Origin of the sequence: Mesobacillus persicus, assembly GCF_900109925.1 — a bacterium.
In the GTDB taxonomy this organism is placed as follows: Bacteria; Bacillota; Bacilli; order Bacillales; family Cytobacillaceae; genus Mesobacillus_B; species Mesobacillus_B persicus.
In genome coordinates, this window is sequence record NZ_FOBW01000001.1 from 434,734 (window position 1) to 449,310 (window position 14,577).

At 39.5% G+C, this 14,577-nt stretch carries 14 protein-coding genes; 5 read left to right on the forward strand and 9 right to left on the reverse strand.

Features of this window, described 5'->3' with window-relative positions; all coding sequences use genetic code 11:
* Positions 1-195 precede the first annotated feature (195 nt).
* The 3 genes from BMX30_RS02140 to BMX30_RS23365 all read left to right on the forward strand — a co-directional run bounded on the left by BMX30_RS02140 (position 196) and on the right by BMX30_RS23365 (position 1,873).
* Positions 196-1,089, forward strand: coding sequence for a LysR family transcriptional regulator (locus tag BMX30_RS02140; RefSeq protein ID WP_090740705.1), 894 nt, complete (start codon positions 196-198; stop codon positions 1,087-1,089).
* Between the two features lie 191 nt (positions 1,090-1,280).
* The gene (gene yppF / locus BMX30_RS02145) at positions 1,281-1,511 is read left to right on the forward strand and encodes a YppF family protein (protein WP_090740708.1); all 231 of its coding nucleotides are present in this window, start codon (positions 1,281-1,283) and stop codon (positions 1,509-1,511) included.
* 188 nt (positions 1,512-1,699) lie between these two features.
* Positions 1,700-1,873 (forward strand): DUF8096 family protein, encoded by a 174-nt coding sequence (locus BMX30_RS23365; protein ID WP_090740710.1) that lies wholly within the window; start codon positions 1,700-1,702, stop codon positions 1,871-1,873.
* Between the two features lie 336 nt (positions 1,874-2,209).
* On the opposite strand, the gene BMX30_RS02160 is transcribed toward BMX30_RS23365, so the two are convergent.
* From BMX30_RS02160 to BMX30_RS02170, 3 genes are all read right to left on the reverse strand, one after another.
* Positions 2,210-3,118: a cation diffusion facilitator family transporter gene (locus BMX30_RS02160; protein WP_090740713.1), complete on the reverse strand. Its 909-nt coding sequence runs from the start codon at positions 3,116-3,118 to the stop codon at positions 2,210-2,212.
* Between the two features lie 202 nt (positions 3,119-3,320).
* Positions 3,321-4,301: an aldo/keto reductase gene (locus BMX30_RS02165; RefSeq protein WP_090740715.1), complete on the reverse strand. Its 981-nt coding sequence runs from the start codon at positions 4,299-4,301 to the stop codon at positions 3,321-3,323.
* Positions 4,302-4,355: 54 nt separating this feature from the next.
* A complete protein-coding gene (locus BMX30_RS02170) occupies positions 4,356-5,288 on the reverse strand; it encodes an aldo/keto reductase (protein WP_090740717.1) in 933 nt (310 codons plus the stop codon).
* Positions 5,289-5,546: 258 nt separating this feature from the next.
* Between BMX30_RS02170 and BMX30_RS02175 the strand changes: the two genes are divergently transcribed.
* The gene (locus tag BMX30_RS02175; RefSeq protein ID WP_090740719.1) at positions 5,547-6,209 is read left to right on the forward strand and encodes a cell wall hydrolase; all 663 of its coding nucleotides are present in this window, start codon (positions 5,547-5,549) and stop codon (positions 6,207-6,209) included.
* Between the two features lie 349 nt (positions 6,210-6,558).
* On the opposite strand, the gene BMX30_RS02180 is transcribed toward BMX30_RS02175, so the two are convergent.
* The 4 genes from BMX30_RS02180 to BMX30_RS02195 all read right to left on the reverse strand — a co-directional run bounded on the left by BMX30_RS02180 (position 6,559) and on the right by BMX30_RS02195 (position 9,699).
* Entirely contained in the window at positions 6,559-6,999 is a 441-nt protein-coding gene (locus BMX30_RS02180; RefSeq protein WP_090740721.1) for a DUF5392 family protein, read from the reverse strand.
* Positions 7,000-7,255: 256 nt separating this feature from the next.
* Positions 7,256-7,546: a hypothetical protein gene (locus tag BMX30_RS02185; protein ID WP_090740723.1), complete on the reverse strand. Its 291-nt coding sequence runs from the start codon at positions 7,544-7,546 to the stop codon at positions 7,256-7,258.
* A gap of 124 nt (positions 7,547-7,670) precedes the next feature.
* The gene (locus tag BMX30_RS02190; RefSeq protein WP_090740725.1) at positions 7,671-8,537 is read right to left on the reverse strand and encodes a fumarylacetoacetate hydrolase family protein; all 867 of its coding nucleotides are present in this window, start codon (positions 8,535-8,537) and stop codon (positions 7,671-7,673) included.
* 247 nt (positions 8,538-8,784) lie between these two features.
* Positions 8,785-9,699 carry a cupin domain-containing protein gene (locus tag BMX30_RS02195; protein ID WP_090740727.1) on the reverse strand — a complete coding sequence of 305 codons (915 nt, stop codon included), beginning with the start codon at positions 9,697-9,699 and terminating at the stop codon, positions 8,785-8,787.
* Positions 9,700-10,069: 370 nt separating this feature from the next.
* Here BMX30_RS02195 and BMX30_RS02200 point away from each other — a divergent pair, with 370 nt between their 5' ends.
* Positions 10,070-11,632, forward strand: a complete 1,563-nt coding sequence (locus tag BMX30_RS02200; protein ID WP_090740729.1) for an amidase — start codon at positions 10,070-10,072, stop codon at positions 11,630-11,632.
* Between the two features lie 86 nt (positions 11,633-11,718).
* On the opposite strand, the gene BMX30_RS02205 is transcribed toward BMX30_RS02200, so the two are convergent.
* Both BMX30_RS02205 and ltaS read right to left on the reverse strand, forming a co-directional pair.
* Positions 11,719-12,195 carry a hypothetical protein gene (locus tag BMX30_RS02205; RefSeq protein ID WP_090740731.1) on the reverse strand — a complete coding sequence of 159 codons (477 nt, stop codon included), beginning with the start codon at positions 12,193-12,195 and terminating at the stop codon, positions 11,719-11,721.
* A 257-nt stretch (positions 12,196-12,452) separates the two neighbouring features.
* Positions 12,453-14,426 carry a lipoteichoic acid synthase gene (gene ltaS, locus BMX30_RS02210; protein ID WP_090740733.1) on the reverse strand — a complete coding sequence of 658 codons (1,974 nt, stop codon included), beginning with the start codon at positions 14,424-14,426 and terminating at the stop codon, positions 12,453-12,455.
* Positions 14,427-14,577: the final 151 nt, after the last annotated feature.

The window sequence follows — 14,577 nt, forward strand, 5'->3', positions numbered from 1 at the left end:
TCCCCTCCCTATTACCAATCTTCTATAGACTCGTTATTATATTTATTATAAAATATAGAATATTATAAATAAAATACATATTATCTATTCGCAATATGCTTTTTAGTTATAGGTTGTGTTAACGTGGTTGTTGATTTCCGCTCCAGGCAACAATTTACCTTAACCAAGCTTAGTAATATAAAGGGAGGAATAAATTTGGACATTCGTCATTTGGAGTATTTTTCCGAAGTTGCTCAGCATTTAAGTTTTACGAAGGCTTCGCAATCGCTACACGTAACGCAGCCTTCTATTAGTAAAGCGATTAAGAATTTAGAAGAAGAGTTAGGTGTACCATTATTTTATCGTTCCTCTAAGCAACTGGAACTAACGGATGCTGGAAATGCAGTACTAATTAATGCCAAGCGAGTTTTAGAGGCCTTTAAGAATCTTACATTGGAGTTAACCGATGTGATGGAACTTAAAAGCGGGGAAATCCGAATTGGCATTCCCCCCATTGTTGGTGCTGCTTTCTTTTCAAAGCTGATTAGTCAATATAAAGAAAAATACCCGCTTGTAAAAATCACCTTAACTGAAGTAGGAACGAAAAAGATTAAACAGGGGGTTGACGATGGATCCTTGGATATTGGTTTAATTTGTACATTACCCACCCAAAATAACAACTTTGAGATCATTAATGTTATCAAGGATCCCTTAATGTTAATTGTCCATAGTGACCATGCTTTGGCTTCTCAAAAGCAAGTGAATTTCTCTGATTTGAAAAATGAACCATTTGTTTTATATAGAAAGGACTTCACCCTCTACGACTTGATTATTGAGGAATGTTCAAAACATGAGTTCCAACCAAATATAGTATGTGAAAGCTCGCAAAAAGACTTCTTACTTGGTATGGTCGAGGGGAAACTTGGCGTCGCTCTATTACCTAGTAAAATATGCCATGAAATCAATAGTAAAGAACTTACGATTCTCCCATTCTCTGAAACAGAAATTAACTTGGAGTTAGGGATGGTTTGGAAGAAGAATAAATACTTATCATTTGCTGTAAGGGAATTTATATCAACCTCTCAACTGTTCCTTGAAGTGACAAGATAATCATTGTTCCGTTTTAGTCGGTATGTGAAATATGGGTCGCAGGCATTTTCTAGCGTTGAGTGTTTTACATACCGATTTGAAAAATGTGTCGAAAATTTGAATATTTTTATAATAGTTATAACTTAAATCACATGTTATACTTGACTATGGAAGCGTTTTCATAGTGAAAAACCTAAAAGTGGAGTGATTATATGTTATTAGATCAATTTATCCATCGTTTTCAGTTAGAAAAAAATCAACCTCCCCTTCATGTGAACGAATTATTAGATTATATTCAAAAAAGCTATCTTCAGAGAGAAATCTCTATCGTTGAATATAAGAACCTCTTCTTTGAACTAGACAAACAAAATGCTGAAAAGCCTCAATCCTATTTCATTAGGGTCAATCAAACTCACTTAGAATCAATCAACATCCCTGGGTAAGGATCAACTCGTTCTGCGAGAAGTGATAGCTACGGGTATGGCGAAAGGAGTCGTAAACCGACTCCTTTTTTCTATCTATCAATCCCCTCTTTATTAGCAGATGCTTCACTTTCTTTAAAAAAAGTTTTCCTTCACATTAGTCAGGGACTATAATAAAGGAAGTCTATTCTATTATAAGGAGCATTTACATGGATCAAGAAAAACCTGAATATGATTTAGATAAGATTTATGACTATAATGAATACCCTGACAAAGTGAGTGGACGTTGTGATAATTGCGGCAATGCATTGTTCAACAGCTCTGTTAAGAATTTCGTATTTATCCGCGAATGCCGCGAATGTGGCATGAAGAAGCAAATTTAGCCCTTGTGTAGGGCTTTTTTAGGTGGCAAGGCATTACAGATTAGTGTGGGAAATTCAGTGTTGTTTTACAAAGTGTTTATGAATAAGACCTTTGTTGAAACAGGTTGATTGGAGCGGAAGGTGCGAGACTCCTGCGGGAGCAGCGGGACAGGTGAGACCCCACAGGAGCAAAGCGACGAGGAGGCTCACCGCACGCCCCGCGGAAAGCGAGCATCCTGGAGCGGAAATTAACCTCTTTTTAAAAAAATTGAAAAAAACTTTCCGCAAACTCCCTAAAATCCACAAAAGGCAAACAGAATATAACCTGTTTGCCCTAAGATAGCTTTCTTCTAAGAATCACTCATTCCTAACCTCATTTTCATCATACGGATTAATATGTACAAATACTTTTTGTATATCGCTATGGTTAGCCAATAAGGCCTTTTTCACTTGCTTTGAAATTAAATGGCCTTCTTCTACGGTCATATGTGGGTCTACGCCGACTCGAATATCAATCACCAAATAATGTCCATGGGTTCTTGCCAATAACTCGTCGACTCTCATTACCCCTTCAACACTATTAACGGTTTCGAGAAAAGGTTTCGTTTGCTCAGAATCTAACACCTGTTCCATCATAACGGAACTCGATTCCTTTGCTAGAGAAAACCCAATTTTAATAACGATTAGTGATACAAGTAACCCAGCTAAAGGATCCAAGTAAACTAAAATCGGATAGTTAAAATGCTGACCTAGTATCGCGCCAAGGACACCGACAAAGGCAGCAACCGAGGAGATTGCATCCGACCGATGATGCCAGGCTTCCGCTAGTAAGGCTGAGCTATTAATTTTTTTCGCAAGTCGATATTTGTACTGAAAAAGCAATTCTTTTACAACAATGGAAACAATAATGGCCACCAAAGCAATGCCTTTAGGAGCTACAGGCATCTCACCAAAAAAGACCTTGGTGGAGGAAGTGGCGATTTCAATCCCTACCACAACCAATAGGATTGCGACGATAATGGTTGCGACATTTTCAGCTTTGCCATGCCCATATGGATGATCTTCATCAGGAGGCTTTTTTGCCGTGCGAAGTCCAGCAAGTACCGCAATCGAACCGGCGACATCGGAAGCCGAATGCGCCGCATCGGCAATGAGAGCTCGGCTTCCCGAAAGCCAGCCGATTACCCCTTTCATCACAGCTAAGAGCCCATTAATGACAATACCAATCCATGTTGCCAACTCAGCTTGTTTAAATCGATTATCCATTCATTTTACACCCTCACAAAATGTATGTATTTTAGACCCCTTGTTTTGCTTTATTATCCTATCAAACGATGTACGAGTAGGTCTAGAGCAAAGTTTTTGTGGGATAACAGTTACCTGTCCTACGTAAACGAACTTCCACTTTCACTATTTTTTTGCATGAAGGAAAAATTCATTCCCTATTTCAGCATTTCTTTTAAAAGATTTATTTAAACCCAAGAACCGGATGAGGAATATAAGGTTCTTCCAAAAATGCAACTTCTTCAGGAGATAATTCCACTTTAAGGGCAGCAATGGCGTCTTCTAAGTGCGAGAGTTTGGTTGCCCCAATGATTGGTGAAGTCACAGGTTCTTTCTGCAAGACCCAGGCTAAGGCGATTTGGGCTCGAGGAACACCGCGCTTTTTAGCCAACTCTGCGACCCGTTCGACCACGATACGGTCGGCTTCAGCCGTTTGGGCATAAAGGTATTTTCCAAATTCATCTGTTTTTGAACGACCCGTGCTCTCCTCCCATTCACGTGTTAATCGACCTCTTGCCAGTGGACTCCACGGAATAACACCAATTTTCTCTTCTCTACAAAGCGGTAGCATTTCTCGTTCTTCTTCGCGATATAAAAGATTTAAATGGTTCTGCATCGATACAAATCGAGTCCAACCATTTTTCTCGGCAATATGTAGGGCTTTAAGAAACTGCCAGCTGTACATCGATGAAGCACCGATATATCTTGCTTTTCCTGCCTTGACGACGTCATGCAAAGCTTCCATCGTTTCCTCAATCGGAGTTTCGTAATCCCAGCGATGAATTTGATACAAGTCAACATAGTCTGTTCCTAGCCTTTGAAGACTATGATCAATTTCACTCATAATTGCTTTTCGAGAAAGCCCTGCCCCGTTCGGACCTTTGTGCATTCTCCCATGAACCTTGGTCGCAATAACTATTTCATCGCGGTTTGCGTATTCTTTTAATACACGGCCCACAATTTCTTCACTTGTACCATCTGAATAGACATTGGCTGTATCGAAGAAATTGATGCCATGGTCCAGTGCCTTTTTAATCATCGGCCGACTTTCACCTTCGTTCAAAACCCACTGATGACTCCCACGTTCCGGAACACCGAAGCTCATGCAGCCAAGACAAAGACGAGAGACATCCATGCCTGTATTGCCTAGTTTTACATATTCCATTTCGTTTACACCTGCTTTCATAAATGAAAATGAGACGAGTTCATTGGTCTAGTCCTATTGGAAAATCCGATTGATTTCCTGTATCTCTTCCTCTGTTAATTGGACCGCCAGTGTTCTTAGATTATGGAGCACTTGATCAGCATTTTTTGCTCCAGGAATAATAACGTCAATCTCATCACGTGTTAAGTACCAAGCTAGCACGATGTGGGCAACTTCTGCATCTTTTTTAGAGGCCATCTCGCGAACCTGCTCGAGTTTCTCGCGCGTTTGTTCAAACACTTCTTTCTGGAATTGTGGTCGCTTTCGGTTTTTTTCACTCACTTCGCTATAATCTCGATATTTCCCCGTTAATAAGCCAGAGGCAAGTGGGAAATAGGGAATAAAGGAAAGTTGATTCGCCTTCACGTAAGGAAACAACTCCTTCTCCGCTTCGCGATTGAGTAAATTATATGCCCCTTGATACACATCAACGTAGCCGTCTTGGTTCGCTTCTTTTAACTGGTCAATCGAGAAGTTAGAAACACCAATGGACCGAATCTTCCCTTCATCCTTTAGTTGTTTCAGTGACCCAACCGCTTCGTCCTTTGGAGTAGCTTCATCTGGAAAATGGATATAAAATAGATCAATATAATCCGTCTGAAGTCGTTGTAAGCTTTCCTCAACTGATTGCTTTAAAAAAGCTGGACTATTATCATGGATGGTCTTATCCCCCACAAATTTATAAGAAGCTTTTGATGCGATGACAATCTCAGAACGCTTCCCGCTTTCCTTTAAAACCTCGCCAATAATTTCTTCTGAGCGTCTTGGCCCATAAATAAAGGCAGTATCTAAAAAATTGATCCCATTTTCTAATGCGGTTTGAACTAATTTTTTTCCGTCGTTATCATCTAGATTAGGAAATAGATTATGACCACCAACTGCGTTTGTTCCAAGTCCAATTGGGTTAACAAAAAGATCAGTTTTCCCGATTTTCGTTCTCTTCTCCACCCTCCATCATCTCCCTTACTGTGAGTTATCTTAATCATATCAAATTTCATGGTACCCACTACATACTAGAATGCAAAGATCGTCTTTATTCTACCATTTTTTGCTAATACCAGGAATATTTATTGGAAGAAACTCCCTCTACAGGCGGATGCATTGGCTATGTAACAAAATTGTAATACTATTCTAGTTTTATTTCTCATAGAAATAGTTTTAGCGAAATGTTAATAAAGCAAAAAACCAACTAGGAGGACTAGAGTCTTGAAAAAATTACTATTTTTACTAACATTACTAGCATCATTTCTTGTGGCTTCACCTGTATTTGCCTATACCGTTGAAAAAGGTGACACGATGACGAAAATCGCCCGTGAAAACGGACTTACATTACAAGAGTTGGCTCAAGCAAACCCTCAAATCAAAGATTTAGATAGGATTTTTGTGGGACAAACTGTACATACTCCATCGTCTATTATCGTTGAAGAGCAGAAGACGAACAATTCCGATAAAACGATAATAAAAGCTAGCGCGATTATTGAACCAAAAGCAAAGTCTGAGAATCTTAGTATTTCGGACTCTGATATAGATTTACTGGCAAGAATTGTGAGAGCAGAAGCGCAAACAGAACCTTTTGAAGGAAAGGTTGCTGTAGCGGATGTTGTTTTAAATAGGGTAGAAAGCGAACAATTTCCTGACACGATCAAAGAAGTTATCTATGCCCCTGGCCAATTTCAACCGGTTCAAAATGGGGAAATTAATAAACCAGCAGATGAAGAATCAATCGAAGCGGTATATGTTGCTTTAACAGACCAGGGTGAGATTGACCATGATTCTTTATTTTTCTACAATCCCGATATTGCGACTAGCCGTTGGCTAGATTCACGACAGACAACGGTTGTCATCGGAGATCATGTGTTTAAGAAATAATCACCATTATTACGGCAGAAAACAAAGCTGAAACTCTTGAAGTAAGCTTTTTCATATAGATTTTTTAAAGGACAACCTTGCCCGAAAGTGATGCATTTACACCAGCTCATATTTGGGTTTCGGTGTCCTCCTTTTTTTATGGGCTATGCCTATTTTTACAGGCTTGTTTATTCAGATATATTGAAGTTTTTTAATAAACCCACAAAAAAGAACAGCATAATCGGCTGTTCTTTCACTTTTCACAGGATACATCTATGAGAGAGTCCTACCTACCATTGGAGCGGAGAAGAATCACCTTCAGTGATTGGAATGGGAACGAGTCTAGTACGGATGTTTTTCCCTTGATACCTTAGCTCATCATATTCTTCCGACGATCTTCTTCATTTAGAAAATGAATAAAATGAGCGATCATTTTGTTAATGGATTGTTCCTGAATAAGAGCAATATATTCCTTTTTACGGTATTCATTCGCAACTTCACTATTTTTGATTCTTTCCACCATATATTCTGCACTCAGTTTCTTTATTTCTTTGCGTTGTATTTTTATTTCTTTATATAAGGCCATTCCAATCGCGCCCATTATTGCTAAGAAGAGAATCATGGGTGCCGATTCTTGGTTCACCTGTCCAAATAGGAATAGTCCGGCTAAATTAAATATGGAAACCGCAATTAAAGGAAAAGTCCAAATGGAGTACCTTGTGATTTTTTTCGAAATTGGATGAAGAACTTCCTGGAGCTTATCTATTTCCTTTTTTATGTGGTTGGGCAGATCTTTCATAAAGAGATTCATCTATTTCCCCCTCTAAATCATTATAACCTAAAAAAACTCTTACCAATTGGCAAGAGTCCTTTTTTTAAAGCAAAAGAGACCTTTACCAATTCGAAAATTGATAAAGGTCTCGCTAACAACAATCGTTGCCAACAAAGCCGAGAGATTAATCTCCGTAATGACGACTTTGCTGTTAAAGCTACTCCCCTTTAAAAGGAATATTTTAATATATAAGTTTAGTATAGGAGAAAGTTGCTTTTGAGTCAAATGATCAAACTTATAAACCTATATTCTCCCCGTTCTTTTTTACAAACTTTTTCATAATGAAGGCTAATACAATCGCTAACAAAGGGAAAACCAAGAACAGTCTAAAAGCTCCTCCTTGTGTGAAAAGAACCAGACCAGGAATAATAAATACAATTCCGCTAAATAAAAGCAGTTTCCAAGATTTCTCTTTAAAACTAAACAAAAGTAGGACCACCGAGGTAACAATCAACCCCCATAGAAGAGCCGCAATCGAGATAAATCCGATACTCGAGAAAATAGAGCCTAAAAAGAAGAAACTCATTTTGTACCCTCCTTTCATTTGACCCTTATGAATCACCCTATGTCTAGTTTTATTATACCTCATTTTTCCAATTTTGAGCTTGGTTTATATGAACCTTTGCGTTATATTTGACCCATTTTTCGGCCTAGCTCCGATACAGCTGGTTCACTAATCGGCCGAGCCCATCGATCTCACAGACGATCTCATCGCCGGAATCTAGCCACGTTTTTTGTTCCATCCCTAAAATAACGCCTTCAGGGGTTCCTGTATAAATCACATCCCCTGGCTCTAGGGTCATAATCTGCGAAAGATCACTTATAATGGTAGCGACGTTGAAAATCATGTCTTCAGTGTTTGAATTCTGGCGCAATTCTCCATTCACCCAACACTTAAGGGTTAAGTTTTGGGGATTCTGCACTTCATCAGCGGTCACAAGATAAGGACCTAATGGGGCAAAGCCATCGATTGCTTTCCCGTATAACCATTGGGAACTGCGAAATTGTAGGTCACGTGCCGACAGGTCGTTTCCAACAGCATACCCAAACACATAGTCCAGAGCTTCTGACGGGCTCACCCTTTTTGTCTGTTTGCCAATTACCACGACCAATTCTACTTCATAGTCCACTTCTTCAGTAAAGTTAGGTAGTTCAATCTTGTCCCGATGAGCAGCAAGACTGTTTGCATATTTTGAGAAATAAATTGGGTCATTAGGAATGGGCAGACCTGATTCTTCCGCATGTTTTCGATAATTTGCCCCGACACAAAGAACCTTTTGGGGATTATGTATGGCTGGTGCGAATTGAATCGCGTCCTCTTGTAGGATAGATGGAGCCTGTAATGCCAATTGATTTAGTTGGTCGATTGCCTTGTTCCCTCCTGTTACCACTTCTAACATGGTTGTCGGAACTGAAAGTCCTGTAAATGCGGCAGCTGCTTCTACATCAATGATGCCATCATTGGTTTTAACTCCTAATTTCACTTTGTTTTCTTCATAAAATGATAAAAGTTTCATGATTTCCCCTCCACAATGGAATTAAGCCGTTTTGGTACTTAATCCCTTGATTTCTTGTTATCTGCTTAATTAAATGAATTTTCTAACTTATGAGGCTACTTTTATCATAATCCAAAATCATCGTTATTTCTAGACCTGATATTACGACCTACGGGATAATACACTCCGTTTTTCCTGGAGGTACATCCTTATAGTAGAAGAATTAATTAAATAGAAGCATGAGAACGGAGTCCCATGCTTTCAGTATCTAGTGATTGTGATTCTCTTCAGCTGCCATTGCAATGGCTTTCGTCTGATGAACGGTGCCGAATGGATGCTCTGGTGGTGCATAGATTGAATAGAGTTTGAGTGGCTTGTCACCTGTATTAATTAAATTATGCCACTTACCAGCAGGAATCATAATCGCATAATCATCTTTAACTCTTCCTTCAAAATCTAAAGATTCCTTTTGATCCCCCATCATAACCAATCCTTCTCCTTCTTCAACACGTAGAAATTGGTCGACATCCGGATGTAGCTCTAGCCCGATGTCTTCCCCAACATCAATGCTCATTAAAGTCACCTGCAAATGCTCCCCCGTCCATAATGCTGTTCGAAAGTTATTGTTTTGCTTAGTGGCCTGATCAATATTAACAATAAACGGTTCGCCACCATAATCTGTTGATTCATTCATGCCTTCCGCTCTTAATGTTTGCCATAACCGGTTCGCATGCTCTGTCTCATCATTACATGCCCGCAAGAATACATCTCGAACTGGTGAATTTTGAGCTAGAAGATAACTATTTCGATAATCTTCATAATTCCTTAATTCAGCGTTATAGGCTTTTTGCAACCCTTCTCGATACGAATGGAAAGGTATTTGTTCAATTTGGTAGACGGGTTGTGTTCCAGTAAGGTTGATATATAGATCTGTCAATTGCCTCCAATGCATTGTTTCATCTTCCAAAACATGAAGAATGTTCATTTTTCGATCTTGATTTGGCGCTAAATTAGCCAATCGACTGTAAAAATCAATCGCTGTAGCTTCTCCTTTGATTCCATTAAGTATAGCTTCAACTACTTCTTTCGATGTTTCTTGACTACTTCTTGGCAAGAAGTTGGAATTGTAAAAAGGCTGGTTTGCGTAAAAAGGGGTTATATACGTATTGGGGTAATTATACATTCAGCATCGTTCCCTTCAGAGATTAATCAAGTTATCTTATGTCTGCGGTTTTGGAGTGTACTTTGACCAATTATATCGAATGGCCCAAATCTTAGTACAAAGAAGGTCACCCCTTCTGACTTACGCCATGGGGCAAGCCCACGTGGTTTACGGGCAGATTCTATAACCTATTCTGGTTCCAATAATATGAAGACCCTTAGGATTCAGTAGAAACAAGAGAACACTCAAAAGAAACTCGTAAATAAACCCTTTTAAATGGGTTAACTTTCTAGTACTTCTGTGCGAAAATACAAACATAGACTTCTAGATTTACAGAATATTTAGTTAATAAATTCTTGTTTCTTAAAATTAATGAAGGAGGTTTACCTATTTGGAAGATCGTACGCTATTAAAAACAGTTATTGATGATTTCCCTTTAAAAGAAGTGACGGTAAAAGAGCTTATGACAGGCTATGAGGAAGGGAGATTCACGTCTGAGGCAGTCGTTCAATCTTATTTAAATCGGATTGAAATATATGAGAAAAACTACAATGCTTTTACTTTTATGAATACAAACGCTTTGGAAGAGGCAAGGGAAATCGATCGTTTGCGCTCTGAAGGAAAAACACTTGGACCTTTAGCTGGTGTGCCGATTGTCATAAAAGAGGCCGTTGATGTTGAAGGATTTCCATCAACATTTGGCTGGGCTCCCCTCTGCAAGGAAACAGGGGGAATTGAATTACTTCCTAAAAAGGATGCTTCGATTGTGACTAGATTAAAAGAGTCTGGTGCGATCATTCTTGGTAAAACGAATATGCCGGCCTTCAGTGCGCGGATGGATTCAGCGAACACTAGCTGGGATGGACCAACCTATAATGCGGTTGACCGAGGTTTTTCACCAGGTGGAAGTAGCTCTGGAACAGCTACAGCTGTTTCTGGAAATTTCACCGTCCTTGGGATTGCTGAGGAAACTGGTGGCTCGATTCAAATGCCAGCTGCTTCACAAGCAATTGTTGGGATTAAAACTTCCTTTGGACTCGTTCCGACGAAGGGGGTCACTCCACTTGGTGGCAGCACGCGGGACGTTTTAGGAACCCATGCACGCACAGTTGAAGATGCAGCCCTAATGCTGGATATCATTGCTGGATATGACGAAGATGACCCAAAGACCAAGGATTCGATTGGGAAAATGCCGGATGGTGGCTATACATCTGAATTAAGTGAAAAGGCTCTTCAAGGGAAGCGGCTTGGAGTTTTTGGTCCTGGGTGGAGCAGCAAAGTACTTTCTGAGGAAACAAACGAATTGTATTCCCGTGAAATAAACGAACTAAAACAGCTGGGAGCAGAGGTTGTCGCCGATCCGTTTTCTGGTTCAGGTTTTGTCGAGTATGTGGAATCATTAGGAAATGACCTGGCAAGAATGATTCTCGGACTGGATTCCGTCTTTTTTGATATTGAAAATTACTTAAAGAATTTAGATCCTCAGGATGACACGATTTCAATGAGGAAAGTATTTGAACGAGCTGGAGAATTCCCTTGGTCAGAGAACGGTCCATTGAATTTGGTCCATTTTTTTGCCAATCCAGAGGAAGCGATGGCTAACTGCGATCACTATGATTTAACCTATTTTAATGAAGTTAGAAACAATTTCTTGAACTTGATTCAAGGCGTAATGGACAAATACGGGTTAGACGGATTTGTTTTCCCTCAAATGGTGCAAAGCATCACCTTGCTCGAGGAAGGAACCGGATTGGAGGGAATTGCTACAACCGTCTCTGAAGTAAACATTAGCGGCTTGCCGCTTGTGACCGTCCCTGCGGGTTATTATCAGAACGGCTCTCCTTTTGCTTTAGTATTTATGGGTGAAATGTGGAGTGAGGCAAAGCTGTTAGGGTTCTCCTATGCCTACGAGCAAGCCACAAAACATCGAGTAGCTCCGGTGTTAATTCGATAGAAATTAAATGAAATGAATTGTAAAAAAGCGAACAGATCGATTTCTGTTCGCTTTTTTCTATCCTTTCTGGTCATTTCAAAACCTACTTAAGAAGTTTTTTGTCGACTATTTCTCCTGTTTTTCGTTTTGAATAGATTGGCAGACGCAATGCTCAACCGATCTAAAAACCTGTTGAAGCCGAACCCAACAAAGAAAGCGAGACTGATTGGTGCATAGGGAGTGTCACCGTAGGCGCTGAACTCGATTAAGAAGATCCCACTTTCAACGAGAGTGACTGCAACAACAGCCGCTCCCGTCGCAAAGATTGGATAAAAAATATACATGATCCATTCTCGGTAGTTGGTTAATTCGTCTTTCATGTAGTGAGAGCAAAACATATAAAGATGCCTTAATGAACCACCAATTGATCCAGCCAAAAAGTAATATAAGAAGATTTTAATATCCGCGATGAATGGCAGTGTTTTCTCCAACAATCCAGTCCATAGAAGACCCACAGATAAAAAACTACCGAAAAACAACAGGGTTAGATAAGTTAGAATAACGGCTTTTAACCACTTCTTCATAGAACACCCCCGTCAGATACTTATCCTTATGAATCAAACACGGTTGAAATAACACTTAATTAGCTAATATGAAAATTTAGAGTTTACCCTAACTTAAAAAACAAAACCTCTATCGCAGTTGTTTCAATGGGGTCATGAGCAACTTAAAAAGGGCAACTCCTTTAATGTAGGAGTTGCCCTTTTTGTGGGTACAAAGCGCTTATTTCGTTCATGCGCGCTTTCTAATGGTTTAAATCGCTTAATCAATTTAATTTCCCTTATCTCATGTTCGATGTGGAAGCAGGAGAACCGTCCCCATACTTCCTTGTGTAGTTGTACTCAGACCTATCGACTGGGATGAAGGTTTCTGGTGTATAGAAACGTAACAGGTCTCCGTTTACGACTTTGTCGGAGTAGTCTAGTTTTTCTTTGGCTATTTGTTGGTATTGATTTGCCTCTTCTATTTGCTCTTCTTCTTCAAGTAGCAATCCTGTAGTTGAATCGTAATACTTGCTATCTGCTAGCGTATATTTCGGGCTAACGAAATCACCGTTGCGGAATGGAATGAGCTCATCATGGTCTTCTGATAAAATGTCGTTACCAAAGTGCACATACTCTTTTGTATCAATTCCCAATAGATGAAGCAACGTTGGGAGCAGGTCAATCTGACCTGCATATTCGTGATTCACTCCGCCTTCCATGCCTGGAACACGAATAAATAATGGTGTTCGTTGTAAACCAGCACTTTCAAATGGAGTGACCTCTTTCCCAATCACCTCGGCCATTGCTTTGTTATGATTATTAGAAATCCCATAATGGTCCCCGTACATAATGATCATCGTATTTTCATATAAGCCTGATTCCTTCAGGTAGGTGAAAAACTCCTCTAACGCTTCGTCCGCGTATCTTGCGGTTTGGAAGTAGTTATCTACTGTTTTATTACCAGTTGTATGAGGTGCAATCGTCGCCTCTTCTTGATCAATCGTAAACGGGAAGTGGTGAGTGACCGTGATAAAGTTTGCATAAAACGGCTGTTTCAACGATTGTAGTTTCGGCATCGATTGCTCGAAGAATGGTTTGTCATGCAAGCCGTAATCAGCCAAATCTTCCGGGTTCATTTCATAATAACTAGAATCAAAGAAATGGTCGTATCCAAAAGATTTATAGATTTCATCGCGGTTCCAAAAGCTCCCCGTGTTCCCGTGGAAAACAGCCGAAGTATAGCCAAGCGGCCTTAAAATCGCTGGTGCACTATGATAAGTGTTTAAGCCTTTGGTTGTAAAAGCGGATCCCTGCGGCAATCCATATAGAGAATTCCCCACCATATACTCAGCATCGGCCGTCTTTCCTTGGGCTGTTTGATGAAAGAAATTATCAAAATACAAAACATCTTTTTCCCTAGTTAACGAATTTAAAAACGGAGTAACTTCTTCGCCATGTAGTTCATAGTCAATAAGGAAGTTTTGAATAGACTCCAAATGAACATAAACTACATTCATTCCTTTACCCGCACCAAAATATTCTGGGTTGGGCTCAGCATAACTAGAGCTTGTATAGTTAATAACCTCAGTTATATCGTCACTGTTTGCCAAAACCCTCTGTGCAGAAGCCTTTGTACTCTGCACCGCATCATAAATGGTATAATTGTACATCCCTAAATACTTGACAATATAGTTTCGATCAAACCCTCTTGTCAATAATTCGGGCCTGTCTGCCTCAGCTAACCCTATGTTCATGGTTGAAATCCCTAAGCCAAGAAAAAATAAGGCGACAACCTTTCGTTTGGTGAAGTTTTCTACTTCTACACGGACAACCTTAAAGACAAGCAGACCAACTAGAAGTAAGAAATCAGCAAAAAACAACAGGTCATACGGTTTTAATAGTGTAGTGATACTGCCACTAACATCCCCAAAGTTTTGAGTCTGGGTTAAAGTTGGTAGCGTAATAAAGTCGTTAAAGAACCGATAATATAAAGCATTTGCATAGACTAGAAATGACAGAATGAAGTAGATGACCAGAAGGGAAATATATTTTATCCTTCCTTTAAAAAACAGTGCAAACCCCAAAAATATGAGCGATGAACCTAACGGGTTCAGAAATAATAAAAACTCCTGTGTTGCATTATCAATTCCTAAGTTAAACTGTGTGACCTGTACCAAGTAGGTTTTTAGCCACAAAAGGACAACAGCAAGGAAGAAAAATACAGCAAACTTTTTCAGATACCCCTGTTCCTCAATATATTGTTTTCTCATTTTCAATTTACCCTCTTTCTTAATGTTCGATCTTAAACTACTCTTTATATCAATCAGTCTAGTAGAAGAAAAGGAAGACTTGATGAGTTACTTATCACCAAAAAATGGTTGTTATAAGGCTAAACCAGAGTTTATCACAACAATCTCTAAA